The sequence below is a fragment of the Vibrio diabolicus genome (assembly GCF_011801455.1).
Classification (GTDB): Bacteria; Pseudomonadota; Gammaproteobacteria; order Enterobacterales; family Vibrionaceae; genus Vibrio; species Vibrio diabolicus.
In genome coordinates this window covers 2,412,972-2,439,402 of sequence record NZ_CP042451.1, presented here as the reverse complement: position 1 = coordinate 2,439,402, position 26,431 = coordinate 2,412,972, and the positions used below count along the sequence as shown (strand labels likewise).

Annotated in this window: 23 protein-coding genes and 1 tRNA gene; 14 read left to right on the top strand and 10 right to left on the bottom strand. The window is 45.1% G+C overall.

What is annotated here, in order from left to right; genetic code table 11:
- Positions 1–119 precede the first annotated feature (119 nt).
- From FR741_RS11550 to lolB, 3 genes are read right to left on the bottom strand one after another with little or no spacing between them, the layout of a single operon-like run.
- Positions 120–1,064 (bottom strand): ribose-phosphate pyrophosphokinase, encoded by a 945-nt coding sequence (locus FR741_RS11550; RefSeq protein WP_005393176.1) that lies wholly within the window; start codon positions 1,062–1,064, stop codon positions 120–122.
- A gap of 27 nt (positions 1,065–1,091) precedes the next feature.
- Positions 1,092–1,964, bottom strand: a complete 873-nt coding sequence (ispE, locus tag FR741_RS11545) for a 4-(cytidine 5'-diphospho)-2-C-methyl-D-erythritol kinase (RefSeq protein WP_005393173.1) — start codon at positions 1,962–1,964, stop codon at positions 1,092–1,094.
- Positions 1,961–2,572, bottom strand: coding sequence for a lipoprotein insertase outer membrane protein LolB (gene lolB / locus FR741_RS11540; RefSeq protein ID WP_047009559.1), 612 nt, complete (start codon positions 2,570–2,572; stop codon positions 1,961–1,963). Before lolB ends, ispE begins: the two co-directional genes overlap by 4 nt.
- A 161-nt stretch (positions 2,573–2,733) precedes the next feature.
- On the opposite strand from lolB, the gene hemA reads away from it, so the two are divergent.
- The 8 genes from hemA to ybaK all read left to right on the top strand — a co-directional run bounded on the left by hemA (position 2,734) and on the right by ybaK (position 10,521).
- Positions 2,734–3,990 carry a glutamyl-tRNA reductase gene (hemA, locus tag FR741_RS11535; RefSeq protein ID WP_005384104.1) on the top strand — a complete coding sequence of 419 codons (1,257 nt, stop codon included), beginning with the start codon at positions 2,734–2,736 and terminating at the stop codon, positions 3,988–3,990.
- Positions 3,991–4,019: 29 nt separating this feature from the next.
- Positions 4,020–5,108 carry a peptide chain release factor 1 gene (prfA, locus tag FR741_RS11530; RefSeq protein WP_005382222.1) on the top strand — a complete coding sequence of 363 codons (1,089 nt, stop codon included), beginning with the start codon at positions 4,020–4,022 and terminating at the stop codon, positions 5,106–5,108.
- Between the two features lie 3 nt (positions 5,109–5,111).
- Positions 5,112–5,966 (top strand): peptide chain release factor N(5)-glutamine methyltransferase, encoded by an 855-nt coding sequence (gene prmC, locus FR741_RS11525; RefSeq protein WP_167426825.1) that lies wholly within the window; start codon positions 5,112–5,114, stop codon positions 5,964–5,966.
- A 40-nt stretch (positions 5,967–6,006) separates the two neighbouring features.
- Positions 6,007–6,390: a SirB2 family protein gene (locus tag FR741_RS11520; RefSeq protein WP_005382225.1), complete on the top strand. Its 384-nt coding sequence runs from the start codon at positions 6,007–6,009 to the stop codon at positions 6,388–6,390.
- A gap of 6 nt (positions 6,391–6,396) precedes the next feature.
- Positions 6,397–7,206: a SirB1 family protein gene (locus tag FR741_RS11515; protein WP_005384098.1), complete on the top strand. Its 810-nt coding sequence runs from the start codon at positions 6,397–6,399 to the stop codon at positions 7,204–7,206.
- 53 nt (positions 7,207–7,259) lie between these two features.
- A complete protein-coding gene (gene kdsA, locus FR741_RS11510; protein WP_005384095.1) occupies positions 7,260–8,111 on the top strand; it encodes a 3-deoxy-8-phosphooctulonate synthase in 852 nt (283 codons plus the stop codon).
- Positions 8,112–8,262: 151 nt separating this feature from the next.
- Positions 8,263–9,945 carry a bifunctional UDP-sugar hydrolase/5'-nucleotidase UshA gene (ushA, locus tag FR741_RS11505; RefSeq protein WP_167426824.1) on the top strand — a complete coding sequence of 561 codons (1,683 nt, stop codon included), beginning with the start codon at positions 8,263–8,265 and terminating at the stop codon, positions 9,943–9,945.
- 102 nt (positions 9,946–10,047) lie between these two features.
- Positions 10,048–10,521 carry a Cys-tRNA(Pro) deacylase gene (gene ybaK / locus FR741_RS11500; RefSeq protein WP_005382231.1) on the top strand — a complete coding sequence of 158 codons (474 nt, stop codon included), beginning with the start codon at positions 10,048–10,050 and terminating at the stop codon, positions 10,519–10,521.
- Positions 10,522–10,585: 64 nt separating this feature from the next.
- Here ybaK and rluF read toward each other — a convergent pair whose 3' ends face one another.
- From rluF to FR741_RS11485, 3 genes are all read right to left on the bottom strand, one after another.
- A complete protein-coding gene (gene rluF / locus FR741_RS11495; RefSeq protein WP_167426823.1) occupies positions 10,586–11,743 on the bottom strand; it encodes a 23S rRNA pseudouridine(2604) synthase RluF in 1,158 nt (385 codons plus the stop codon).
- A 95-nt stretch (positions 11,744–11,838) separates the two neighbouring features.
- Positions 11,839–12,420 carry a DNA endonuclease SmrA gene (gene smrA / locus FR741_RS11490; RefSeq protein ID WP_005393162.1) on the bottom strand — a complete coding sequence of 194 codons (582 nt, stop codon included), beginning with the start codon at positions 12,418–12,420 and terminating at the stop codon, positions 11,839–11,841.
- 132 nt (positions 12,421–12,552) lie between these two features.
- Positions 12,553–12,693, bottom strand: coding sequence for a DUF3149 domain-containing protein (locus FR741_RS11485; RefSeq protein ID WP_005382236.1), 141 nt, complete (start codon positions 12,691–12,693; stop codon positions 12,553–12,555).
- Positions 12,694–12,953: 260 nt separating this feature from the next.
- On the opposite strand from FR741_RS11485, the gene FR741_RS11480 reads away from it, so the two are divergent.
- A tRNA-Pro gene (locus FR741_RS11480) sits at positions 12,954–13,030 on the top strand.
- A gap of 184 nt (positions 13,031–13,214) precedes the next feature.
- Here FR741_RS11480 and FR741_RS11475 read toward each other — a convergent pair.
- Both FR741_RS11475 and FR741_RS11470 read right to left on the bottom strand, forming a co-directional pair.
- Positions 13,215–13,637, bottom strand: coding sequence for a hypothetical protein (locus FR741_RS11475; protein WP_167426822.1), 423 nt, complete (start codon positions 13,635–13,637; stop codon positions 13,215–13,217).
- Between the two features lie 127 nt (positions 13,638–13,764).
- Positions 13,765–14,637, bottom strand: a complete 873-nt coding sequence (locus FR741_RS11470) for a TraB/GumN family protein (RefSeq protein ID WP_150916428.1) — start codon at positions 14,635–14,637, stop codon at positions 13,765–13,767.
- 495 nt (positions 14,638–15,132) lie between these two features.
- Between FR741_RS11470 and FR741_RS11465 the strand changes: the two genes are divergently transcribed.
- Both FR741_RS11465 and FR741_RS11460 read left to right on the top strand, forming a co-directional pair.
- Positions 15,133–17,784, top strand: a complete 2,652-nt coding sequence (locus FR741_RS11465; RefSeq protein WP_167426821.1) for a beta-N-acetylhexosaminidase — start codon at positions 15,133–15,135, stop codon at positions 17,782–17,784.
- A 438-nt stretch (positions 17,785–18,222) separates the two neighbouring features.
- Complete coding sequence (locus tag FR741_RS11460) at positions 18,223–18,915, top strand: oligogalacturonate-specific porin KdgM family protein (RefSeq protein ID WP_005382004.1); 693 nt, start codon at positions 18,223–18,225, stop codon at positions 18,913–18,915.
- A 55-nt stretch (positions 18,916–18,970) separates the two neighbouring features.
- Here the strand turns inward: FR741_RS11460 and FR741_RS11455 are convergent, their stop codons facing one another.
- Positions 18,971–19,420 carry a DUF411 domain-containing protein gene (locus FR741_RS11455; RefSeq protein WP_167426820.1) on the bottom strand — a complete coding sequence of 150 codons (450 nt, stop codon included), beginning with the start codon at positions 19,418–19,420 and terminating at the stop codon, positions 18,971–18,973.
- A 21-nt stretch (positions 19,421–19,441) separates the two neighbouring features.
- On the bottom strand, positions 19,442–22,171 hold the full coding sequence (locus FR741_RS11450; RefSeq protein ID WP_167426819.1) for a heavy metal translocating P-type ATPase: 2,730 nt from the start codon (positions 22,169–22,171) through the stop codon (positions 19,442–19,444).
- Between the two features lie 479 nt (positions 22,172–22,650).
- Here FR741_RS11450 and chiP point away from each other — a divergent pair, with 479 nt between their 5' ends.
- The 3 genes from chiP to gltX all read left to right on the top strand — a co-directional run bounded on the left by chiP (position 22,651) and on the right by gltX (position 26,097).
- Entirely contained in the window at positions 22,651–23,772 is a 1,122-nt protein-coding gene (chiP, locus tag FR741_RS11445; protein ID WP_006743034.1) for a chitoporin, read from the top strand.
- Between the two features lie 125 nt (positions 23,773–23,897).
- Positions 23,898–24,491, top strand: a complete 594-nt coding sequence (locus tag FR741_RS11440) for a YccT family protein (protein WP_167426818.1) — start codon at positions 23,898–23,900, stop codon at positions 24,489–24,491.
- A 178-nt stretch (positions 24,492–24,669) separates the two neighbouring features.
- The gene (gene gltX / locus FR741_RS11435; RefSeq protein ID WP_167426817.1) at positions 24,670–26,097 is read left to right on the top strand and encodes a glutamate--tRNA ligase; all 1,428 of its coding nucleotides are present in this window, start codon (positions 24,670–24,672) and stop codon (positions 26,095–26,097) included.
- The last annotated feature ends 334 nt before the right edge of the window (positions 26,098–26,431 follow it).

Below are 26,431 nucleotides of genomic sequence, written 5' to 3'. Positions count from 1 at the left end.
AGTATGATAGCACAGAATTCTCACAGTGGGCGACCAAGGGATTTTCTGGTTATCAGTACAAATAAAAAAACACCCCAAAGAGGGGTGCTTTTGAAATCAGTGTAACTGAAATGTTCGGATTAGTTGAACATTGCAGAGATTGACTCTTCGTTGCTGATACGACGAATCGCTTCAGCTAGCATGCGAGATAGGCTTAGTGTTGTCACTTTGCCTGTTGCAGCCATCTCTTTAGATAGAGAGATAGAGTCAGTTACGATAACTTGGTCAAGAACTGAGTTCTTGATGTTGTCCGCAGCGTTGCCTGAGAATACAGCGTGAGTAGCGTAAGCGAATACACGCTTAGCACCGCGCTCTTTTAGTGCTTCAGCTGCTTTACATAGTGTGCCACCTGTGTCGATCATGTCATCAACGATCACACAGTCACGACCTTCAACATCACCGATTAGGTTCATTACTTCAGAAACGTTTGCACGTGGACGACGCTTATCTACGATTGCGATGTCGATGTCGCCTAGTGCTTTTGCTGTTGCGCGAGCACGAACAACGCCACCTAGGTCAGGAGATACCACAACAGGGTTATCTAGACCGCGAGCCTGCATATCTTCAAGTAGCACTGGCGTGCCGAAGATGTTGTCTACAGGTACATCGAAGAAGCCTTGAATTTGCTCTGCGTGTAGGTCGATAGTTAGAACGCGGTCAACACCAACGTTAGATAGGAAATCAGCAACAACTTTTGCAGTAATTGGCACACGCGCAGAACGTACACGACGGTCTTGGCGAGCGTAGCCGAAGTAAGGGATAACTGCAGTGATACGGCCTGCTGAAGCACGGCGCATTGCATCAATCATAACAACCAATTCCATTAGGTTGTCGTTAGTCGGTGCACAAGTGGATTGAATGATGAAAACATCGCTACCACGAACATTCTCATTGATTTGAACTGCAACTTCGCCATCAGAAAAGCGAGAAACAGATGCATCACCAAGAGAGATGTAAAGACGATCAGCAATACGTTGGGCTAGTTCAGGTGTTGCGTTACCAGCAAATAGCTTCATATCAGGCACGGTGGAAACCTCGGGTTTGCGTCCAGTTTAAATAGGTCGGTGTGAGGCTGATTGGTATTCAGCCAAAGTCTCTTTTAATGGCGAAATATTGCGCCCTTGAGCGACAAATGCCGAGACTTTATCAGAGAGTTGTGCAAGGATAGTTTCTGCTTCAGATTTGCTCGAAAATTCAGCAAAAACGCAAGATCCTGTCCCCGTCAATCTTGACGGCGCGTATTGTAGCAGCCAAGAAAGTTGCTTATCAACCTCTGGGTAGAGCATTCGTACAATTTTTTCGCAATCGTTTACGCTTGGCGTATTTAAAAGTGTTTCTAGATCTCGTTTTGGGGTGTTTCGCGTTAGATCTGGATGACAAAAAACGTCGACGGTTGCGATAGAAACATTCGGTCTGACGACTAAATACCACTTTTCTTCTGGATAAGCGGGGGAGAGTTTCTCGCCAACACCTTCAGCGAAAGCTGCAAATCCGCGCACAAATACGGGCACGTCTGCGCCCAACTTTAAACCAATTTCAGCCAGTTCATCGTCAGTTAGATTCAGTTGCCACAAGTAGTTCAGTGCCACTAGTGCTGTAGCTGCATTCGATGAGCCCCCACCAATGCCCCCACCCATAGGCAGCACTTTCTGTAGCTCAATATGCGCGCCAAAAGGGCAGTTTGAGTAAGCTTGAAGCGCGGTTGCTGCTTTCCATATTAGGTTGTCTTTTAGCGGAACGCCTTCGATTTCAGGGGAAATGGTGATCTCGCCAGACTCGTTGGCTTTTATGGTCAGTTCATCGCCGTGATCGACGAATTGGAATAAGGTTTGTAACTCGTGGTAGCCATTTTCTGTGCGACCGTTGATGTATAGAAAGAGATTCAATTTCGCTGGTGATGGCCAGCGGGTTGAAAGTTCGATCATTGGGTGATGTTCCATTTTGTGATCACTAGATTTATTTTTACGTCAGCAGTGGTGAGTTTCAGCTTATTTGGCAGTGGTAGAGACTGCTCATGCCATTGAACGTCGCCATACCGTTGATAAGCAATACTCCAATCATTTAAACCAATTTGTTTGTTTAACGCTTGCAGTGTATTGGTTGGGGACAATTGGAATTTGTCGGCATCGGTCGGTAGGCCTAGTAGCCAGTCAGGCATGTGTTCAACGGGCATCATTAACCCCGTAAGACGGTAAATTAGCTGGTTTGCACTGCGAGAGGAAAGGACCTGGTCGTCGTAAGTTTCTACTGTGGCACCTTGTGGTGTGATGGTGAGCTTTAATGCCGTTTGACCAAGAATCGTTGTTAAACGTAGTTGACTGAGTGCTGAAGAATGTTTCCAGTAGAAATTTAAATTTTGTCTTTGGTCTGGGCCAATATAACCAAGTTTTCCCGTTGCTTGAAAATCTTGGATGGTCTCGAGTCGTTGCTCATGAGCTTGCCATTCAACGCTGGTAACACTTTCAGGAACGGAGGAACAACCAGCGAGCAGTAAGCTCGACAAGAAAAAAAGAATAAAGGAGCGTAACGTCATGTTTGATGGCTTATTAATCAGTTTCGTCGGGAATCGCTCACAACTATAGCATTGAAAAGTCGCAGTTAGGAAAACAAATCCGGCTTACCCTTTCAATAAATGCGTGCTTACAGTAAAATTCTGGACCTATTTTATAACCTATCCCAGAGATACCACGTTAGATGTCCTTGCTTGCTATTGGAATCAATCACAATACAGCGTCTGTCGACTTGCGAGAGAAGGTGGCGTTTGGTCCGGATAAACTCGGCCCTGCACTCGAGCAACTTAGAGAGCACGAAGCGGTTAACGGCAGTGTGATTGTTTCAACCTGTAACCGAACTGAGTTGTACTGCGATGTTAAGCAAGGAGCGCGAAATAAGTTAATCGATTGGCTTGCTCAGTTTCATCAAGTGAGCCGCGAAGATTTAATGCCGAGTTTGTATGTGCATGAAGAACAAGCCGCAATTAAGCATTTGATGCGCGTATCATGCGGGCTAGATTCTCTGGTGTTGGGTGAGCCTCAAATTTTGGGGCAGGTAAAACAAGCATTTTCTGACTCGCGAGATCATCAAGCTGTCGATGCTTCAATTGATAAACTGTTTCAAAAGACGTTCTCAGTCGCCAAGCGTGTGAGAACAGAAACAGATATCGGCGGTAATGCTGTGTCCGTGGCTTATGCCGCATGTACATTGGCAAAACATATTTTTGAGTCGTTATCTGATTCAACCGTGCTTTTGGTTGGTGCGGGAGAGACGATTGAACTGGTCGCGAAGCATTTAGCATCCAACGGCTGCACAAAAATGATTGTCGCGAACCGCACTAAAGAGCGTGCGCAAGGCTTAGCGGATCAATTTGGCGCAGAAGTGATCAGTTTGAACGAAATTCCTGAACATTTGGCGAAAGCGGATATCGTGATTAGCTCAACGGCGAGCCCATTGCCTATTATTGGCAAAGGTATGGTCGAAACGGCTCTGAAGCAGCGCCGACATCAACCTATCTTGTTAGTCGATATTGCGGTGCCGCGAGATGTAGAGTCGGAAGTCGGTGAACTGAACGACGCATATTTGTATTCGGTTGATGACTTGCAATCTATCATCGACAGCAACATTGAGCAGCGTAAAGTCGAAGCGATTCAAGCCGAAGCGATTGTTAGTGAAGAAAGCGCTGCGTTTATGACATGGTTGCGTTCACTGCAAGCCGTCGATAGTATTCGCGACTATCGCAAATCAGCCAACGAAATTCGTGAAGAGTTACTGAGCAAAAGTTTGCAATCTTTAGCGGCGGGCGCAGATCCAGAGAAAGTGCTGCGCGAGCTGAGTAATAAACTCACCAACAAACTGATTCACGCTCCAACTCGCGCATTGCAAAGTGCGGCAGAGCAAGGCGAACCAGCAAAATTAACGATTATCCGCCAGACACTCGGCTTGGATGATCTATAACTCACGCTTTTTATTAAGAAAACGACACTATGAAAGCCTCTATTCTGACTAAGCTAGAAACGCTAGTAGAACGTTACGAAGAAGTTCAACATCTTCTTGGTGATCCTGATGTAATTGGAAATCAGGACAAATTCCGTGCTCTATCAAGAGAGTACTCTCAGCTAGAAGAAGTAACCAAGTGCTTCCAAGCTTATCAACAAGCACAAGAAGATCTTGTCGCCGCTGAAGAGATGGCAAACGAAGACGACGAAGAAATGCGTGAAATGGCGCAAGAAGAAATCAAAGAAGCGAAAGCGACGATTGAGCGTCTTACTGATGAGTTACAGATTCTTCTTCTGCCAAAAGATCCGAACGATGATCGTAACTGTTTCCTAGAAATTCGTGCAGGTGCGGGTGGCGACGAAGCGGGTATCTTCGCGGGTGATCTATTCCGTATGTACAGCAAGTACGCAGAAAAGCGTGGCTGGCGCATCGAAGTGATGTCTTCAAACGAAGCTGAACACGGTGGTTACAAAGAGATGATCGCAAAAGTGAGCGGCGACGGTGCGTACGGCGTACTGAAGTTTGAGTCTGGCGGTCACCGTGTACAGCGTGTTCCTGCAACTGAATCCCAAGGCCGTGTACATACTTCTGCATGTACCGTAGCGGTGATGGCGGAAATCCCAGAAGCGGATCTGCCAGAAATCAAAGCGGCAGACCTGAAAATCGATACGTTCCGTGCATCTGGCGCGGGTGGTCAGCACGTTAACACCACGGATTCTGCAATCCGTATTACCCACTTACCAACGGGTACGGTAGTAGAGTGTCAGGACGAGCGTTCACAGCACAAGAACAAAGCGAAAGCGATGGCAGTTCTTGCTGCTCGTATCGTTCAAGCGGAAGAAGAGCGTCGTGCCGCAGAAGTGTCTGATACACGTCGTAACCTTCTAGGTTCTGGTGACCGTAGTGACCGTATTCGTACATACAACTACCCACAAGGTCGTGTGTCTGATCACCGCATCAACCTGACTATCTACCGTTTGAACGAAGTGATGGAAGGTGACCTGCAGAGCTTGATTGATCCTGTGATTCAAGAGCACCAAGCAGACCAACTTGCGGCGCTCGCAGAGAACGGCTAATCGATGAGCCAAGTTCAATCAATTGAGCAAGCACTGAAAAGTGCGACGGTGAAACTGGCAGAAGGCGGCAAAGAGTCGCCTTCTCTAGATGCAGCTGTACTCCTCTGCCATGTCCTTGGCAAACCACGAACTTATCTACTGACCTGGCCAGAAAAAGCATTAGAAGCAGAGCAACAAGCGAAATTCGACGCTCTACTTGAACGACGTTTAGCTGGTGAACCCGTCGCTTATATTATTGGTGAGCGAGAGTTTTGGTCTCTACCGTTCAAAGTTTCTCCCTCTACCTTGATCCCAAGACCGGATACAGAACGTTTGGTCGAAGTTGCACTCGATAAGACCTATGAGCAAACAGGACCTATTTTAGATCTTGGAACGGGGACGGGGGCAATTGCTATCGCACTCGCATCTGAAATGCCAACACGTCAAGTGATGGGCGTAGATCTCAAGCAAGAAGCGAAAGCACTTGCAGAGTACAATGCTGAGCAGCTAAACATCAAAAATGTGACCTTTGCTCAAGGCAGTTGGTTTGAGCCTATTACAGAAGGTACGAAGTTTGCTTTAATTGTCTCCAATCCGCCGTATATTGATGAAAAAGATCCACATTTATCCCAAGGTGATGTGCGCTTTGAGCCAAAATCTGCATTAGTTGCTAAAGAGAATGGCTTAGCTGATATTCGTCATATCTCGGATCTTGCTCGTCAGTATCTTGAAGTAGGCGGTTGGCTGGCATTCGAACATGGTTATGATCAGGGTGATGCCGTACGTGAGATAATGCGTGGTTTTGGTTACCAACAAGTTGCCACGGAAAAAGATTACGGTGGTAACGATCGAGTAACGCTCGGTTGTTTTGCCTGTTAATCACGGAAGTCAGCAAACACTAACTAAAAAGAGAAGAAAAATGTACGTAGCTCTAAAACACATACACTTAGTGACGATTGCGCTCAGCGCGACACTATTATCGATCCGATTCGTGTTAATGATGATGAACTCACCGAAGCGAAATAATCGCTTTTTGAAAGTGTTTCCCCACATCGTTGATACTGCATTGCTAGTGTCAGGTATCGCGCTTATTTTCATTACTGGTTTCATCCCGTTTACTGATGCCGCACCGTGGTTAACAAACAAAATCACCTGCGTATTGGCGTACATTGCACTCGGTTTCTTCTCGTTGAAGCTTGCGAAAAACAACCTACTGAAGATATTTGGCTTTTTCGGCGCATTAGGTTGGTTGGTCATGGCTGCAAACATTGCTGTGTCTAAGAGCCCTACGTTATTTGGATAAGACGTCATGTTAGAGTTTTTTGACGAAGATTTTGACAATATACCGTTGGTGGAAGGTGCGCTTGAGCTAAACAAAGCGATTAACCCAGAAACCAAAGTACATTGGGCGAAACAAGAGTTAGAGCGTCTTTACAAAGATGCAGAAGCCACGCTTGTTCATGAAACCGATGAAGAGCAACGATTTGATGCATTCCTACGACTGTTTTTCCATGAGTGGGGATTCAAAGGCGACGAGCAGGAATACTTTATTTCGGACAACAGCTTTATCGATAAAGTGTTGGAGCGCCGAAAAGGTATTCCGGTTAGTTTAGGTTCGATTTTATTATATCTAGGCAAAAAGCTGGGTTTCCCGTTGAAGGGAGTCACTTTCCCTACTCAGTTTCTGCTAAAAGTCGATTGGATGCATAAAAAGCCAGACTACATTAACCCATTTAATGGTGAGTATGTGGGGGAAAGAATTCTCCAAGCTTGGCTTATTGGGCAAGAAGGACCGTTGGCTCAGTTAAAGCCAGAACACTTTGAAGAAGCTGACAATCCAACCATTATTGGTCGCTGGTTAGCGTTGATCAAAAGCGCGATGTTACGTGAAGAGCACTACACGCTGGCGTTGCGTTGTACGAACCTTGCGTTAACCTTTGTGCCAGATGACCCATACGAGATTCGTGATCGTGGTTTTATCTTCCAACAGCTAGAGTGCCCTCAAGTGGCGGTGTCAGATTTTCAGTACTTTATTGACCAATGCCCTGACGATCCGGCTTCTGAGCTACTAAAATCACAAGTTAATGTGATGAGTGAAACGCACGTCACACTTCACTAATTTTATCGATGTGCCGAACTGTGGCGTATCGTGGACAGAAAAAGAGAATCAAAATGGAACAGAAAATCGTTAATATCGGCGACATTCAGGTTGCTAACGACAAGCCATTCACCCTATTTGCAGGTATGAACGTTCTTGAGTCTCGTGATCTTGCGATGCAGATCTGTGAGCACTACGTAAAAGTAACGGAAAAACTTGGCATTCCTTACGTATTTAAGGCGTCGTTTGACAAAGCAAACCGCAGTTCTGTTCATTCATACCGTGGCCCAGGCCTTGAAGAAGGTATGAAAATCTTCCAAGAGCTAAAAGACACATTTGGTGTGAAGATCATCACTGACGTTCACACTGAAGCGCAAGCTCAACCTGTCGCTGACGTGGTAGACGTTATTCAGCTTCCTGCATTCCTAGCTCGTCAAACTGACCTTGTTGAAGCAATGGCAAAAACAGGTGCGGTTATCAACGTGAAGAAACCTCAATTTATGAGCCCAGGTCAAGTGGGTAACATCGTTGAGAAGTTCGCGGAATGCGGTAACGACAAGATCATCCTATGTGAGCGCGGCTCTTGCCACGGCTACGATAACCTAGTCGTAGACATGCTTGGCTTTGGTGTGATGAAAAATGCGTCGAAAGGCAGCCCAATCATCTTTGACGTGACGCACTCACTACAGATGCGTGACCCGTCAGGTGCGGCGTCTGGCGGTCGTCGTGAGCAGACAGTTGAACTTGCGAAAGCGGGTCTAGCAACAGGCATCGCAGGTCTATTTATCGAGGCGCATCCAAACCCAGACCAAGCACGCTGTGATGGCCCATCTGCACTGCCGCTAGACAAGTTAGAACCGTTCCTAGCGCAAATGAAATCTCTTGATGATCTGATCAAGAGCTTTGCAGATATCGATATCAAGTAAACGCCAGATGACTGGTGATCAAATGCAATAGCCAACCTCGTGTTGGCTATTTTTTTATCAGATGGCGCATCATTCTCAGCTTCTTGCTGTAAAGGCTCTAGGCTGCTGGGAATGTGCATCAGTGACTCCCAATAAGAAAAAAGGTAAATAAATGAAGCAGCGTCTGATTATTAAAACTGCGTTGAGTGCCGCTATTTTGGCCTCGTTAGCTGGGTGTGCTACGCAACCTGCACCAGAATGGAATGCAGATACAACCTATAAATTGACCGTGCTACACACTAACGATCATCACGGTCGTTTTTGGCAAAATCGATACGGCGAGTACGGTATGGCGGCACGTAAAACGTTAATAGATGATTTGCGTGAAGAAATACAAGCAGAGGGGGGCAGTGTGTTACTGCTTTCTGGTGGTGACATCAACACTGGAGTACCTGAGTCTGATTTACAAGATGCCGAGCCAGATTTTAAAGGCATGAGCAAAATTGGTTACGATGCGATGGCGCTAGGTAATCATGAGTTTGATAATCCATTGGACGTGCTATTCAAGCAGCAAGAGTGGGCAAACTTTCCGATGTTGTCTGCCAATATTTACGATAAAAGTACTGGCAAGCGTTTATTCCAACCATACGCGATGTTTAAAAAGCAGGGCATTAAAATTGCGGTCATTGGTCTTACAACCGAAGACACAGCGAAACTTGGCAACCCTGAATTCATTGAACAAATTGACTTCCGTGACCCAAAAGAAGAAGCCAAGAAGCTGATTGCAGAACTGAAAGAGACAGAGTATCCAGATCTGATTTTTGCTGTCACGCATATGGGACACTATGAGAATGGCAATAGAGGCATCAATGCACCTGGTGATGTAGCGTTAGCTCGTTATTTGAATGAAGGTGATCTGGATATGATTGTCGGTGGTCACTCACAAGAGCCGGTTTGTATGGAAGGTCCAAATGTCATCAAAAAGAGCTTTAAACCGGGTGATGAATGTCAGCCAGATCAACAAAATGGTGCTTATATTGTTCAGGCACATGAGTGGGGGAAATATGTGGGACGCGCCGATTACGAGTTTCGTAATGGCGAACTCTCGATGGTGAGCTACGATCTGATCCCTGTAAACTTGAAAAAGAAAGTTAAAGTTGATGGTCAGTCGCAACGAGTCTCTATCCAAGAAGAGATTAAACAAGACGAAATGATGCTTGAGTTTCTTCGTCCTTATCAAGAAAAAGGTCAGGGCAAGCTAAACGTGAAGATTGCAGAATCTAACGGTAAGCTTGAGGGTGACCGCAGTGTGGTTCGTTACCAGCAAACAAACTTAGGTCGATTAATTGCAACGGCTCATATGGAACGGGCAAAAGCAGATTTTGCCGTAATGAATTCTGGCGGCGTTCGCGATTCGATTGCAGCAGGTGACATTACCTACAAAGATGTGCTGACTGTTCAGCCATTCGGCAATATGGTCTCTTACGTTGATATGACGGGCAAAGAAGTATTGGATTACCTAAATGTTGTTGCAACTAAGCCTGTCGACTCTGGAGCTTACGCGCAGTTTGCGGGTATTGCGATGAGTATCAATAATGGTGAGGTAACCAATGTGTTCATTGGTAATAAGCAACTTCGCTTAGATGATAATTACCGCTTTACCGTACCAAGCTATAATGCTGCTGGTGGTGATGGTTACCCTAAAATCGACGATCATCCAGGGTATGTAAATACAGGTTTTACCGATGCTGAGGTTTTGAAGGATTATTTAGAAACACACAGCCCTATTGATGTTAATGAGTATGCCCCTTCAGGTGAAATCACGTATTTAGTTGATACGGCGATTGATCAGTAACCCAACAGAGAAAAAGCGATTGACTCAAACTCGCTGATATCATTAACTAAAAGCGCAGATCCAATTCAATCTGCGCTTTTTGTTTTTATGAGGAGAATCTTGATGACTCCGGCCATTAATCTTGCGAAAAAGAAAAAAATTCCACACACGATTCATCAGTATGAGCACGACCCTAGAGCCGATAGTTATGGCTTGGAGGCTGCTGAAGTACTGGGGCAGGATCCGAAAACAGTATTTAAAACCTTGCTGTTCTGCTTGAACGGCGAGCCAAAGAACCTTGCGGTTGCGATTATCCCTGTTGATCAAAAGCTGAACCTAAAACTGGCAGCGAAAGCAGCGAAAGGCAAAAAGGCCGATATGGCTGATCCGGAAATCGCGCAAAAGACCACAGGTTACGTTGTTGGTGGGATTAGCCCACTGGGGCAGAAAAAAGCCTTACCTACTTTTTTGCACGAAAGCGCAGCAGAGCAAGACACAATCTGTGTGAGTGCTGGTAAACGTGGTTTAGAAATCGAGTTAGCCCCGAGAGATTTGCTGAGCTTAACTCGTGGTCAGTTTGCACCTCTTTGTTTGTAAACTCATGACAAATAAAAAGGACGCTCATGAGCGTCCTTTTTTGATCTTGCCTGTTAGTGAAGCGTTACTTCTTCAGACTCAATGTACCACCGGTGCGTTTAGCTGGTTTGCTTGGCTTCGCGGCATTTGGGTTCATGTAATGCTGCTTAGGCTTACTCGGTGATTGAGGCTTGTTTGCTGAGTGCTTATTGCTCGATGCATCTGGTTTACGGTGCGATTTTCCATGCTCGCCTTGCGGTCTGCTACGTTCACCTTGTGGTTTCACTTTGTAATGTTCTTTAGCTGGACGTCCGCCTTCATCGTCACGCTGACGACGCTTTTGTTGACCTTTTTTCGAGTTTGGTGCATGACGGAATTCATCAGCATTGTTACCACGGAAAGTTCTTGTCTTCTGGTTACGACGAGCAGTAGAGTTTTGATTTTCTTCACGGCTATCAAACAGCTTCGCATCAGTCGCTTTACGAATATTACGACCTCTAGAGTCTGTTTTTGATGCCTCTTCTGTACCCACCGAACCATCGCACATAGCAAGAATCTCAGCGACTTCATCGTCAGTTAAGTAACGCCATTTTCCGTTCGGAATACCGTCAAGAGAGATATTCATGATTCGAACACGACGAAGCTTAAAGACTTCGTAACCTAGTGCTTCACACATACGACGGATTTGGCGGTTAAGTCCTTGAGTGAGCACAATACGGAAAGAGAACTTAGTCTCTTTCGTTACCTTACAAGGTAGAGTGACGGTATCGAGAATCTTAACGCCGCTCGACATCTGTTTGAGAAACTCACCTGTAATCGGTTTGTCCACGCGCACAACGTACTCTTTTTCGTGGCTGTTGCCAGCACGGAGGATTTTGTTGACGATATCGCCATCGTTGGTCAAAAAAATCAGACCATCAGAGGGTTTATCCAAGCGGCCGATCGGAAAGATACGTTTTTTGTGACCGATAAAATCAACGATGTTCCCGGGTACATCTCGTTCTGTTGTACAGGTGATGCCTGTTGGTTTATTGAGAGCGATATAAATCGGCTTCTCTTTTGCTGCAACTGGCTTACCATCCACACAAACATCATCACCAGGTAGCACTTTTGTACCCATTTCAGGCTTGTTTCCATTAATGGTGACACGACCTTGTTCAATCAGTCTGTCTGCCTCACGGCGTGAACAAAAGCCAGTTTCACTGATGAATTTATTTAATCGTTTAGCGTTGTCTTGTGACATTTTGGTCTCCTAACGTTTCACAACGGCGAATGAAGTTTCCTTCCCGTGAAAGGGAAGGAAGAATAAGGGCGGGCATTCTAGCATTAGGGTGAAATTTAGCCCAACCGTTTTTGGTGACGTTCGCGAGTTTCTAATTTCTTTTCCGCACTTTTTCTAAGTAGAACGTAAACGGCTCCGGTTCCACCGTGAAAGCGTTGCGCACTGTGCACGCACTGAACTTCCCTGATTTGTTGTAGCCAGCTGCTAACAAAGCTTTTCATTAGTGCTGGTGGATTTGAGCGTTCTCCTCGGCCGTGGACAATAACGACCGTTCGTATGTCCATTGATAGGCACTGTTTTAAAAACTTTACGACTTCATCACGAGCTTCTTTCAATGTTTTACGATGCAGATCTAGGCGTGCTTGGATTGGATATTTGCCAAGACGAAGTTTGCGGTAAACCCCGTCTTGTACGCCATCACGTTTAAACTCAACAAAGTCCTCTGGTTTCAGCATTTCTGCGTGATCAAGTGACAGGTATTCTGGGTCATCTTCTGTTAGCCAGATTGCCGCTTCTCTCTTGGCGAGCTGCGCTTCGGTTACTTGGTGTACTTTTTTGTGTTCGGCGGTGTCTTGAGTGATCGGCTTTACATCGCCCATCATCTGTTGGAACAGATCAAAATCGTCATCGTGAGACATAGTAGTAATCTCATTAAGAACAGGGAGGAATAATAGGATTATATCAATGAGTGGTGCATTGAGATCAAATAAAAAACCGGAGTAGGCAAGTAACCGACTCCGGTGCAAAGCGTTTCTAGAGCTAAGCGAGATCTAGTGAGGAGATTTGTCGTTCATGATCTTGTATATGAAGAAACCGCCGTAAAATAACATCAGACCAATTGCCCCAAAGATTACTATCATTGACGATAGACCCACCGCATTACCAAATAGGAGATCAAGCCAAAAGTCCATACGTTTCCTCCAAGATGTTCCCGACAGGCATAAAACTAAATGGCAGTGCCTTGTTGCACACTGATCTGGATCAATTATGTTGCTAAGGTTAATAAACTGTATTTTGTTGTGAGTTATCAGTCACATTTTACGTGCTAGTGTTCAGTTATTCATCAAACGAATTAAGACCTAAGGTTTTTTTGTAAAAAGCACTTGCGTCATAGTTCAGAATCCGTAATATACGCATTCGTTGACGGGGACAAGTCCTCAGTTAAACATCTCGGTGAATAGCGCAGTTTGGTAGCGCATCTGGTTTGGGACCAGAGGGTCGGGGGTTCGAATCCCTCTTCACCGACCACTTTTAGAAAGCCTGCTCAATGAGCAGGCTTTCGTCGTTTTTAGCGCTAGTAATTTTAGACTTCAATAGTATCGAGCCAAATGGGTTCACCTGACGTTAGAATATGGCACTTCACCGACACGTATTGAGAGGAAGGCTCTACAGTAATGTAGGGCCTTTTCATTTTTTAGAGCGAGTAAATATATTACTTGATGTCACACGAGATAGTGCTGATAGGAGTTTCAGAAGTTGTGAAGCAAACATAAGCGGTCTTTGGATGGTTTGGACCAACTTTGATGTAACCTGCTTTTAGTTCGTCTTCATCAAACGTGACGGAGTGAGATTTGCTCGAACTTCCATCAAAGTAAACAGCTTCAAAGCCTTGATTCATCATATGTGCGACGCGATTTCGGGTATGGTTAGTGGAAAAAGTGATGTTCGCACAACGCATCATTGGTTTTTCGGTAATAAGAAACTGGCCACTCTCTTTATCTAGTACCCCGCCTTTTGCTTCCGGGGTTATATCAATAGCTTGAAAATTTTCTACGTTACATGACGGTTTAGCATAAGCAAGCGATGAAGTGAGTATCATACTGCTCACGCATAGGAATAAAGCTTTAAATTTCATATGAGTTATTATGTATCCACATAGGTTAGAGTCGTTTTAGCAGAAGAGTAAACCATTGTCAGTGATCGTGTTAGCGTGATGCCTTGCTATTCATCATTGATGAGGCTGGCTGCCTTCAAATAAATTTCTAAATATGGCACCTAGCTTGGCGGGTTTTACCGAGTGGTTTTATGTCAAAACCCCTTTTTTTAAGCAGCTCAATCAGATTATCTTTACCAACTAGATGCAAACTGCCGACAACAACGGTATAGCGACCCGAACGTTGAGGTAGGACACTGCCAGTATCAAGTTTTTTTGCCCAATCTCGATTGCGCTCATATAAGAAAGCCTGATTAAAATCTTCTGTTGCTTGATCGGTTAATGATGCCTCGACCAACATACTACCATCACCGCTCTTCCAGCTTTCTATCAAACACTGAACCAATTCTTCCCCACCGTCATATTCTTCAATTGACGAGAGGAGCATCTCTTTACCGCCTTCTGATTGACCTGCTATTAAATCAATTTGGAATTGCACGGACTCCAGTGGAATGACCGGGATTTGTTTTTTATCAGCGAGTCCTATTAAGTGCATGTCGACCCCTTTATCAGAGACATACCCCAGTTTGTTGACTAAAGCGAGTTGGATGGTTAATGCAGCCGTCCATGGTGGAGAATTCAAAAGTTGAGTTTCTGGCAACCCTAAATCTTGTGCTATCTCGACTAAGTGGCGACGTTGAGCCTTGCCTAAAACATCTTTAGAAAGAATGGTTGTTTGTGGGTAAACCAAGCCTTCAGAGTTTCTGACATCTGCTTCGATAATCAACCCAGCGCTTTGGCTTAAGTGCTGAGTAATAGTTTTAGGGAGTGGGTACATCGTTTTATCGCCCACATGCACAGAGCCAATGATCATCAGCTCGGTTTCCCCTTTTTTTGCTAACCAATGTTGCGGTTCTGCATAAGAGGAAAAGGGAGCAAAGGCAACAAGTAGGGATGATATGAGTGTCAAGAGACGAGACATAGAATGGTCCTCAGGTAAGATACCTTTAAACTTTATACGCAAAAATGCTTGAGGTTAAGTGCAATTTCTCTAGTGGGGATATTCGACAAAATCGTCATTTCTAAAAATATTGACGAGTTTTGACGATGAATAAATGAGAGTCACTTCACGAAAGATAAATAGGTCATTCGCTTACTAATGGTTCACAAAATAATTAGGCGTGATCCAAATCTTACAAAATCAGTCGTAACTCATGAATATTAGTGACCTAGATCGCAGCAAACTCGTCAAAACAAGTTGTTCGATTTTGACGTGGCTTGTAACTTCATGAAAGTTAAGTTTTTATGGTTTTTGCTGAGTATCATTTTTTGAACTAGATCACTTCCTATTTCTATTTATTTTACGCTTAGAAATAACTGGTTGTATGTTGAATGCAACTGTTAGGCCCCTCGCATTTGAGGAGCCGCGATTTTTATCATTGTCGTTTTGAACCACTGACTTTTTTGGGGAAGTAAGATGTTTAAACCTAGTCTGATTGCTGTTTCTGTTATCACCACATTAGCAGGTTGCTCTGCTCTGCAAAGCTCTGAGCAACAAGTTGTAAATTCACTGGCTAATAACCTTGATATTCAATACCAAGTGTTGACTAACCACGGTGCAAACGAAGGTCTTGCTTGTCAGGATTTAGGAGCTGAGTGGGCTTCTTGTAACAAGGTGAACATGACGCTAGTTAACCAAGGTGAAGCGGTTAACTCAAAAGATTGGGCTATCTACTTCCACAGCATTCGTCTGATTTTGGATGTAGATAATGATCAGTTCAAAATTTCTCGTGTAACGGGTGACCTACACAAACTGGAACCAACAGATAAGTTTGATGGCTTTGCGGCGGGCGAAGAAGTGGTACTTCCACTAATTGGCGAATATTGGCAGTTATTTGAAACCGACTTTATGCCAGGCGCTTTCGTTGCAGCACCAAACGCAGAACCTAAGATTATCGCTTCTCTTAACACAGAAGACGTTGCGTCTTTCGTGACTGGCCTTGAGGGTAACAACCTAAAACGTACGCCAGATGACAACAACGTATTTGCAAACGCTGTGTCTCGCTTCGAGAAGAACGAAGACCTAGCAAAACAAGATGTATCAACCACGTTACTACCAACGCCAATGTCTGTTGAAGCAGGCAAAGGTACAGTAGATATCGCGGCGGGTATTGCGCTGCCTAAAGACGCATTCGATGCGACTCAATTCGCAGCAATTCAAGATCGTGCAGAAGTGGTAGGTGTGGACGTTCGTGGTGATCTTCCTGTAAGCATCACTGTTGTTCCTGCAGACTTCACCGGTGAATTGGCAAAATCTGGTGCTTACGAGATGAGCATCAAGGGCGATGGTATTGCGATTAAAGCGTTTGACCAAGCAGGTGCTTTCTACGCAGTACAATCTATCTTTGGCCTGGTAGATAGCCAAAATGCTGATTCTCTACCACAACTGTCTATTCAAGATGCACCTCGCTTTGATTACCGTGGTGTGATGGTGGATGTGGCTCGTAACTTCCACTCTAAAGACGCCATTCTTGCAACGCTAGACCAAATGGCAGCGTACAAGATGAACAAACTTCACCTTCACCTAACCGATGATGAAGGCTGGCGTTTAGAAATCCCAGGCCTACCTGAGTTGACAGAGGTTGGCGCTAATCGTTGTTTCGATACACAAGAGAAAAGCTGCGTACTGCCTCAGCTTGGTTCCGGTCCAACGACAGACAACTTTGGCTCTGGCTACTTCAGTAAAACAGACTACGTGGAAATCTTGAAATACGCGAAAGCGCGTAACATTGAAGTCATTCCCGAAATCGATATGCCAGCACACGCGCGTGCAGCGGTAGTATCAATGGAAGCACGTTACGACCGCCTGATGGAAGAAGGTAAGGAAGCTGAAGCGAACGAATACCGCCTGATGGATCCTCAAGATACTTCTAATGTCACTACGGTTCAGTTCTACGATAAGCAAAGCTTTATCAACCCGTGTATGGAATCTTCCACTAGCTTCGTAGATAAAGTGATTTCAGAAGTGGCAGCAATGCACGCTGAAGCTGGGGCACCGCTAACGACATGGCACTTTGGTGGCGATGAAGCGAAGAACATCAAGCTTGGCGCTGGTTTCCAAGACGTGAACGCGCAAGACAAAGTTAGCTGGAAGGGCACGATTGATCTGTCGAAACAAGACAAGCCATTCGCGCAATCTCCACAATGTCAGGCGTTAATCGCAGAAGGCACAGTGAGCGATTTTGCTCACCTACCGAGTCATTTTGCACAAGAAGTATCAAAATTAGTTGCTGAGAAAGGCATTCCAAACTTCCAAGCATGGCAAGATGGTTTGAAATACAGCGAAGGTGAGAAAGCATTCGCAACAGAAAATACGCGTGTTAACTTCTGGGACGTTCTTTACTGGGGTGGTACATCATCAGTGTACGAGTGGTCTGAGAAAGGTTACGACGTGATCGTTTCTAACCCTGACTATGTGTACATGGACATGCCATACGAAGTTGATCCGAAAGAGCGTGGTTACTACTGGGCAACACGTGCAACCGATACGCGTAAGATGTTTGGCTTTGCACCAGAGAACATGCCTCAGAACGCAGAAACCTCTGTAGACCGCGATGGCAACGGCTTTACTGGTAAAGGTGAAATCGAAGCGAAACCTTTCTACGGTCTATCAGCACAGCTTTGGTCTGAGACAGTACGTAACGACGAGCAATACGAGTACATGGTATTTCCTCGCGTACTCGCAGCCGCAGAGCGTGCATGGCACCGTGCAGATTGGGAGAATGACTACAAAGTCGGTGTTGAGTACTCGCAAAACTCTAACCTAGTTGATAAAGCATCGCTAAACCAAGACTACAACCGCTTTGCGAACGTACTTGGCCAACGTGAACTGGCTAAGCTAGAAAAATCTGGTATCGACTACCGCCTTCCAATTCCTGGTGCGAAAGTAGAAAACGGCAAGCTAGCTATGAACGTTCAGTTCCCTGGCGTTGAACTGCAATACTCGTTAGACGGTCAAAACTGGCTGACTTACGCAGACAATGCTCGTCCAAGTGTGAAAGGAGAAGTGTTTATCCGATCTGTATCGGCGACAGGGGAAAGAGCAAGCCGAGTAACTAGCGTGAAATAACCTTAATCCTCTCAGCTAAATTTAAGCAAACCCTCAATGTTATGTTGAGGGTTTCTTTATTTTTAGGGGAAATTAAGTGTGACCAATGTCTAATTATTTTTCATTGATAAATAAGTTTTAGCTTGTAATGGTCAGGGTTATTGTGAACTGGATCGACTTAATCTGCTAAATATCAACAAATTACCTGTTTATGATCACACTTCTATTTTTTGAATCATTATAGAAAAATACGGTAAGTGCCTGTATTTACCATACTTTTATCAGGGTTGTTGAGCGTCGGTTTGAACAAGATCACTTTTTAAAATGTTTTATTTTTCATCGCGAATTAATTGGAACAATATTGCGATCGCCAAGGAGGCACATTCCAAAGTTTGCGATAAAAGGGAAGAGAAGCCCTTTAAAACCGTCGCATAACGTGAATAAATAAAGGCAGTAATTATGAAAAACATTTTTGCACTGAGTGCTCTTTCTCTCGCTTTCGCTTCTAGCGCTTTTGCTGGTTCTTCTTACGTAACGGGTAACGTTCAATTCCACGATGATGGTCGAATCCATGGTTCGGACGTTACGTCTACACTGGAAGCTGGTCATACTTTTGATAACCAATTCGGCGGCTTTACGGTTTACACCGAATTTGATGGTATTCAGTTGGGTAAACTGGAAACAGAAAACGGTGGCGCGGGTAACACAACACCAGCAATCACTGTGGGTGGTGAGCAGTCATTTAACATTACCGATCATTTATGGGTTGCAGCGGGTTACCAACACTTGTTCTCTGCTGGCGAGAACGTACAGTACCGTCCATTGGTTAAGATCGGTTACAACTTCGATAACGGTATCTCGCTAAGTAACCGTACTCGTGCGCATATTGATGCGACAGACGCAGATGCGGATACAGATTACCGTATGGATAACCGTATTGGTTACGTGATGAATGAAGATGTGACGCTAAGCTACAACAACGTCTACATGATTGAAGCGGAAACGATGGACCACGAGCTTCGCGCAACGTGGACACGTAAAGGTGTTCAGCCTTACTTTGAGTTCCGTAGCCAAGCACACGGTGCAGAAAACGCAAGTGGTGATAGCCTAGTTAACAATGCGTTTGTATTTGGTGCCTCTTACGGCTTCTAATCTTATATTTGTCTATTAAGAAAAAGCCCAGCAATTGATTTGCTGGGCTTTCTTGTTATTTGTCGTTGCCTTCGTGGTGGCTATATTCGAACACTTGGCCTTTTTCGTTAAACGCGTAAACAGTGTAGCTGTCTTTTTTATCGCCATACTCCATACCAGGGGAACCCATTGGCATGCCCGGTACCGAGAGCCCTTTTGCGTTACGTGGTGGATTTTCTAAGAATGCTTTAATGTCTTCGGCTGGAATGTGACCTTCGAACACATAACCGTTGATTTCTGCTGTGTGGCAAGAGTAAAGCTGTTCGTTCTTGATGCCTAGCTCGCGTTTTATGGCGTTCATGTCATCGTGCAATTTCTCTTCGACCGTAAATCCGTTCTCTTCCATGTGTTTTGTCCATTCACCACAGCAGCCGCAGTATGGCGATTTGTGGTTAATGACATCAGCTGCCAATACGTTGGCGGATGCGGTCGCAAGCATTGCAAAGGTCAATAATTTCAACTTCATAATAGCCTCAAATATAAGTGGTTATTTTACTGAAAAAAGTCGTAGTCGATTTGCATTACTAACGACAGTAATAGATGACAGCGCCATTGCCGCACCTGCGACAACTGGGCTGAGCAAAAATCCAAATGCAGGATAAAGTACGCCTGCGGCAACAGGGATCCCCAGTGAGTTATAAACGAAGGCACCAAATAGGTTTTGCTTCATGTTTTTAAGTGTAGCGCGCGACAGTTCAATCGCATGTACCACCGCCATTGGTGACGTGTTCAGGATGGTCATTTGCGAACTTTCAATGGCGACATCACTGCCGCTACCCATTGCAATACCAAGGTTGGCTAACGCGAGAGCAGGGGCGTCGTTAATGCCATCCCCAACCATTGCCACAACATGGCCTTGGGATTGAAGTTGCTCAATGTGCTGAGCTTTCTCATCTGGCATTACTTGAGCGATTACTTCATCAATACCAAGTTCTTGACCGATAGCGTTGGCTACGTGTTGGTTGTCACCCGTCAGCATTACCGTTTTGATGCCTTGCGATTTTAATGCAGAGAGCGCTTGTTTTGCATCCGATTTGATTGGGTCAGCAATGGAGATCAGGCCGACTAACTCACCATCGAGCGCAACGGCAACCGGAGTCCATGCGTTCTGAGCGCATTCGTCAATTGCATCCTGAAGAGCCTCTGTTGCAACGTTTTCCGCTTGCATAAATTGAAGCGAGCCAATAAGCAGCGGTTTACCTTGATACGTTGCCAAAATGCCGCGTCCGCGAACGTTTTCAAATTTATCGAGAGTCACTTCTTGTGTGTCGTGCTGATTAGCAAAGTCGCATACCGCTTTTGCTAGTGGGTGCTCTGACTGACGCTCGGCGGCGTACGCTAACCCCAACAGCTCTTCTTGGCTGGTGGTGTGAGTAAACACTTGCTGCACACTTGGTTTACCTTGGGTAAGCGTGCCTGTTTTATCGAACACAACCGTATCTATTTTACTCGCTAGCTGCAGGGCATCAGCATCTTTGATCAAAATGCCGAGTTCTGCGGCTTTACCCACTCCCACCGTAACAGAAAGTGGGGTTGCTAAGCCTAGAGCACAAGGGCAGGCGATGATAAGTACGGTTGTGGTGACCACCAGCATATAGCTCGCTTTTGGCTCTGGGCCAACGGCAAACCAAACAAGCGCGGCCAGTATTGCTATGCCTACAACGACAGGGACAAACACCGATGAAATCTGGTCTGCCAATTTAGCGATGGCGGGCTTGCTACTCTGAGCGCTGCGCACCATACGAATAATACGTGCGAGCATCGTATTTGCGCCGATTCCGGTAGCCTCTATAGTGAGAGAGCCGTCGGTATTCAATGTCCCTGCGGATACATGTGCCTCTTGTGCTTTTAATACAGGAACGGGCTCACCTGTTAGCATGGACTCATCGATATACGATTCACCATTGATTACCGTACCGTCGACGGGCACTTTCTCTCCCGGCTTGATACGTAACTTCATTCCTAAAGTGATTTCTTCTACCGCGATTTGTTTATCACCTTGCTCAGTGATGACGGTCGCTTGTTGAGGCTGTAAGTTCACCAAAGCCTGAAGCGAGCGCGTTGTGTTTGCTTTCGCTTTGGCTTCTATATAGTGGCCAAGTGAAATCAAACCAATGATCATCGCGCTGGCTTCGAAGTAAACATGACGAGATGCCATTGGGAACCAATCTGGGAAAATTACCACAAGCATAGAATAGAACCACGCTGCGCCAGTACCGAGCGCAACTAAGGTATCCATCGTGGCGCGCTTGTGAGTGGCCGCTAACCAAGCGTTACTAAAGAACAGTTTTCCGGCAGTGGCAAGCAGCAGCAAACACACAATACCGATCGCGCCCCAAACCAATTGGTCATTGGTGTTGCGAATCATCATGTTGCCACCAGCAACACCCCAAATCATCAAAGGGGCACCCACAACAAGGCCGGCAATTGCATCCAACTTAAAGCGTTTTTGCTGTTGACGTTGTTGCTGCGCTTGCTTTTCTTGCTGTGTCGCGGCGTCTTGTAAAACCTCGCCTTGGTAACCCGCTTGTTTGACAGATTGCAAAATAGATTGATGTAACGAATCTGAGTCTTCAGTCACAAACACCAGTGCGCTTTGTTCTGCGAGGTTTACCTGAGCTTTTTCAACCCCTTGTACATTAGTCAGGGCTTTTTCTACTGATGCGACACAGCTTGCACAGGTCATACCTTGAATCAACATCTGTAGTTGAGCCGTGCCTGCTGGTTGCTCGTCAGGCGCTGCTTGGTCGCCTTTTTCGCTTTGATATGTCTGGCTTTGGCGTTGATCGGGAGTGATTGCCTTGTGCTCTTCAGCAACTGAGTTATCAGTAACAGCGCTATTGTTGGCCGTATAGCCCAAGCTGGCAACTAGCTCAATGACTTGTTGCTCGGAGAGTAGGGTACGAATCTCTAAGTGCGTTGTTGAAGCCTCGAAAGAAATAACGTCTTGATGAGAGTCTAATAAAGACGAGAGTTTTTTCACGCAGCCGCCACAGCTTAAGCCTGAAAGGTTTAACTCGTACTGATTTCCTGCTTGGTAACCAAGAGATTCAATTGATGAAACAAGCTCTTTAAGCGAGGACTCGGTTTTGACCTCTACTTGCGTTGGGGACAAAGTGAGGATCTCTACATCGTGATTCGCATGTAAAGCCTTCTCAACTTTTCTCGCACAGCCCATGCAGTTGAGCCCTGATAAAGGTATAACAAACTGATACATAATCTGCACCTCAATAATAGTGATACATTGAGCTTAAACCTTCCTGCAAGGGTAAGGTCAATACCCATTTTGGGCTCACAACAATTTCGTCAAAATCGCTTGAATCACACAAGTTCACCGCCATTTTACTTGCGAGTGATCTCAAGGTTTTTTCTCTCTGAATATAAAGTTCCGTTAAAACACCTAAAAGATGAATGAAGTCGCTCACGCTTTTGAGATGCTCTCAATGTCAGTTCAGTGTCAAAAAGTGCTTTTAACGTTTTTGATTTTTTATATTTAAATTTAAGTTTTTGATTTTTAATTGATTATATTATTTTTGATCTTCTCATTTTGAAGTCGCTCAGATTGCTGTAGGGAAAGTTTTTTAGTGCGAAAAAAGTTTGTCATATTTGCCCCGTCCAAACATTGTTTCAAGTTCCTGCCATGTCCTAGTTAGCGAATTTGAAAATGGAAAAAACTAAAAAATATAGGGGTTAAAAATGTCTTACCTAAAGAAAAGCCTACTTGCTACGGCAATCACAGGCATGATGTTCAGTGGTGCTGCATTTGCTGATGGTGCAAACAGTGACGCAGCAAAAGAGTTCCTAACCAAAGATTCATTCTCTTATGAAGTTTACGGGATCATCGCGATGCAGGCCGCGTACCGCGATTACGATTCTGGCAACAAAGCAACGGACGATGATCTAGGTGGCATGCAGCTAAACAACGAATCTCGCATCGGTTTCCGCGGTAAAAAACAATTTGCTAACTTCGGTCCTACTTTTATTTGGCAAATCGAAGGTGGTTACGTTGACCCTAGCTTTGGCGGCGAGGGTGCAGGTCTTGGTGAACGTGACACATTCGTCGGTTTTGAAAGTGCATCTTGGGGCCAAGTTCGTTTAGGTCGAGTATTAACACCGATGTACGAATTGGTTGACTGGCCTGCATCTAACCCAGGTCTCGGTGATGTTTACGACTGGGGTGGTGCAATCGGTGGTGCTAAGTATCAAGACCGTCAATCAAACACCATTCGTTGGGACTCGCCAATGTATGCGGACAAATTCTCTCTAGATATTGCGGCTGGTGCAGGTGACAAAGCGGGTCTGGGTGAAGGTGATGACTACTGGGGTGGTATCGCAGCGCACTACAAAATTGGTCCAATTCAGTTAGATGCCGCATACGAGGGTAACCGTAACATTAAGATGGAAGGCCAAACGTGGGAAAACAACACATACTTGGTGGGTGCTCAAGGCTGGTTTGATAACGGTATTTCTTTCTTCGCGCAATACAAATACATGGAAGCTGACGCAAGCAACGGCGTGAGTGAGAAGCAAGACGCAATGTCTGCCGCTATCATGTACACCACAGGTGATTGGCAGTACAAACTGGCTTACGCAGCGAACTTTGATCTAGAGCGTGATGGTAAGACAATTAACGATACAGCAGACGATGTACTATCTGCACAAGTTATGTACTTCGTAGACCCATCGGCAGTGCTTTACGTACGTGCTCGTACTCTAGACTTTGGCGACGGTGCATATCAACTGGATAAACCAACAGAAGCGCGTTGGAAATCTGCGGACTACGATGAGTTCTCTGTGGGTGTTGAATACTACTTCTAATAAAGAAGCAGAAAAAAGGGCGGAAACGCCCTTTTTGTCTTGATACTGATTCAAATAAGCCTTTGGAATGACTGGCCTGTAAGTTTCAGAGGCTTATCTAAATTGGTATAAAGTGAGAAACCACGATGAAAAAAACAACGACACTTCTCGGACTTTGCGCAATGCTTTCTGCGCCTGCTTTTGCTGCTCAACTGACTCTGCAAGCTGAACTGGTTCCTCGCGTTCTCAACGGTGAGTTCGTGTACCCTGAGTGGATTTCCAAAAATAACAGCATCGAGCTGAAGGACGGGGAAAATCAGTTGGCGGTGACGGTTGGAAAAATTGTCTTTGAAGATGGCAAGCGCCGTAAGTTCGATTCGCAGCCACTGGTATTAGAGTTTGAAGCAGAAAAAGACGCCGAACTATCGCTGACTTACAAAGCGTTCCGTACCATCGAAGAAGCGAAAGCTTTCGAACTCGATCCCAAAGTGGTATTGAAAGACAAACACGGAAAAGAAGTGGAATTCTCTATGGTTCAACTTCGTAAAGGTGGCTTGCAAGGTTTTCGTGATTACGAGCGAGAAGTGGCTGACTATAACAATGCAATGAACAAAGAATCGACCAAGGCAAGCATTGCGTCTTCTCCGGCGGAAACTAAAACAATCAAAGCATCGTTTAATGAGTTAAGCCGTGAAGAGCAGCAAGAATTTATGCAATGGGCGATGCGTAACCTGAAGTAATTTCGTTCTGCACTTTAACAGTAAATAGGAGGGCAGTACCTTTATTGGTGCTGCCCTGTTTGTATTTCTGGTGTCAAACCGATTGTAGAATTGACTTACGGTGGTAAAATGTCGCCACTTTTATCCTTGACATTACAACGAGAGATCTCTCGTTGCTCATTACCCCTAAGGAACTCAAATGACGGTTAAAACTCGTTTTGCTCCTAGCCCAACTGGCTATCTACACGTTGGTGGTGCGCGTACTGCACTTTACTCTTGGCTATACGCTAAAAACCAAGGTGGTGAATTCGTTCTACGTATCGAAGATACAGACCTTGAGCGTAACTCTCAGGAAGCGGTTGATGCAATTCTTGAAGGCATGGAATGGCTAGGCTTTGAGTGGGATGAAGGTCCTTACTACCAAACTCAACGTTTTGATCGTTACAACGAAATGGTTGATAAGCTGCTGGCAGAAGACAAAGCTTACAAATGTTACGCGTCTAAAGAGCTGCTAGATGAAATCCGTGCAGAGCAAGAAGCAAATAAAGAAATGCCTCGCTACGATGCTAACCATCCAAAAATCAAAGCAGCAAACGAAGCGGCAAAAGATGGCGATCCATGTGTTATCCGTTTCCGTAACCCGAAAGAAGGCAGCGTAGTATTTGATGATCAAATCCGTGGTCGCATTGAAATCCGCAACGATCAAATGGATGACCTAATCATTCGTCGTACTGACGGTTCACCTACTTACAACTTCTGTGTAGTAGTGGATGACTGGGACATGGGTATCACTCACGTTGTTCGTGGTGAAGACCACATCAACAATACGCCTCGTCAAATCAACATCTACGAAGCACTAGGTGCGCCAGTACCAACGTTTGCGCACTGTGCAATGATCTTGGGTGATGACGGTGCGAAACTGTCTAAGCGTCATGGTGCAGTATCAGTCATGCAATATCGCGATATGGGTTACCTGCCTGCAGCACTAAACAACTACCTAGTGCGCCTAGGTTGGTCTCATGGCGACCAAGAAATCTTCTCTCAAGAAGAGATGATCAACCTATTCAGCCTAAACGCAGTATCTAAGTCAGCGTCTGCCTTCAACACGGACAAACTGCAATGGTTGAACAACCATTACATCAAAAATTCAGATCCTGCGTACGTTGCAGAACACCTACAATGGCACCTAGATCAACAAAAACTAGACGTAACGAATGGTCCTGCTATCACTGACGTGATCAAGCTAGTGGGTGAGCGTTGCAACACGCTAGTTGAGCTAGCTGAGCAAATCCGTTACTTCTACGAAGATTTCTCTGAGTTTGAAGCGGGCGCAGCGAAGAAACACTTACGCGGTGTGGCTAAAGAGCCTCTAGAGCTTGCTCTAGCGAAAGCTGAAGCACTGACCGAGTGGACAACAGCAAACATCAAAGATGGCGTTATCGCTGCAGTCTGTGAAGAGCTAGAAATCGGCATGGGCAAAATCGGTATGCCATTACGTGTTGCTGTTACAGGCGGCGGTCAGTCTCCTTCTGTAGATGCAGTAATGGAACTGGTTGGCAAAGAGCGTTGTGTTGCTCGTATTAAGATGGCGCTTGAGTTCATTGCTGAGCGTGAAGCAAACGCATAATTGCTTTGAACTAAACGTTCTTTTGAATAAATAGTCACAAAGCCGCGGTAAACACCCGCGGCTTTTTTGTATCTGAACCTTAGATAATGAGAAACCTTCTCATATGTCGGTGAAGGATGTGGTATTTTGGACCGTAATTCACCTAGGTATGGATAAGATTTTTTAATCCAAACATCGTTGGCATGAATAAAAAACGAGCGATTATATATCAAATATCTGATTGATTTTTATCCACCCTCCTTAAAGTTCCATTTTTGTTGTCTCATTTTTAAGAAAAAACTTTGCTTAAGTTGTAGTGTTCCAGAAAATAAAGCAAACGTTTGCGTCGTGATTG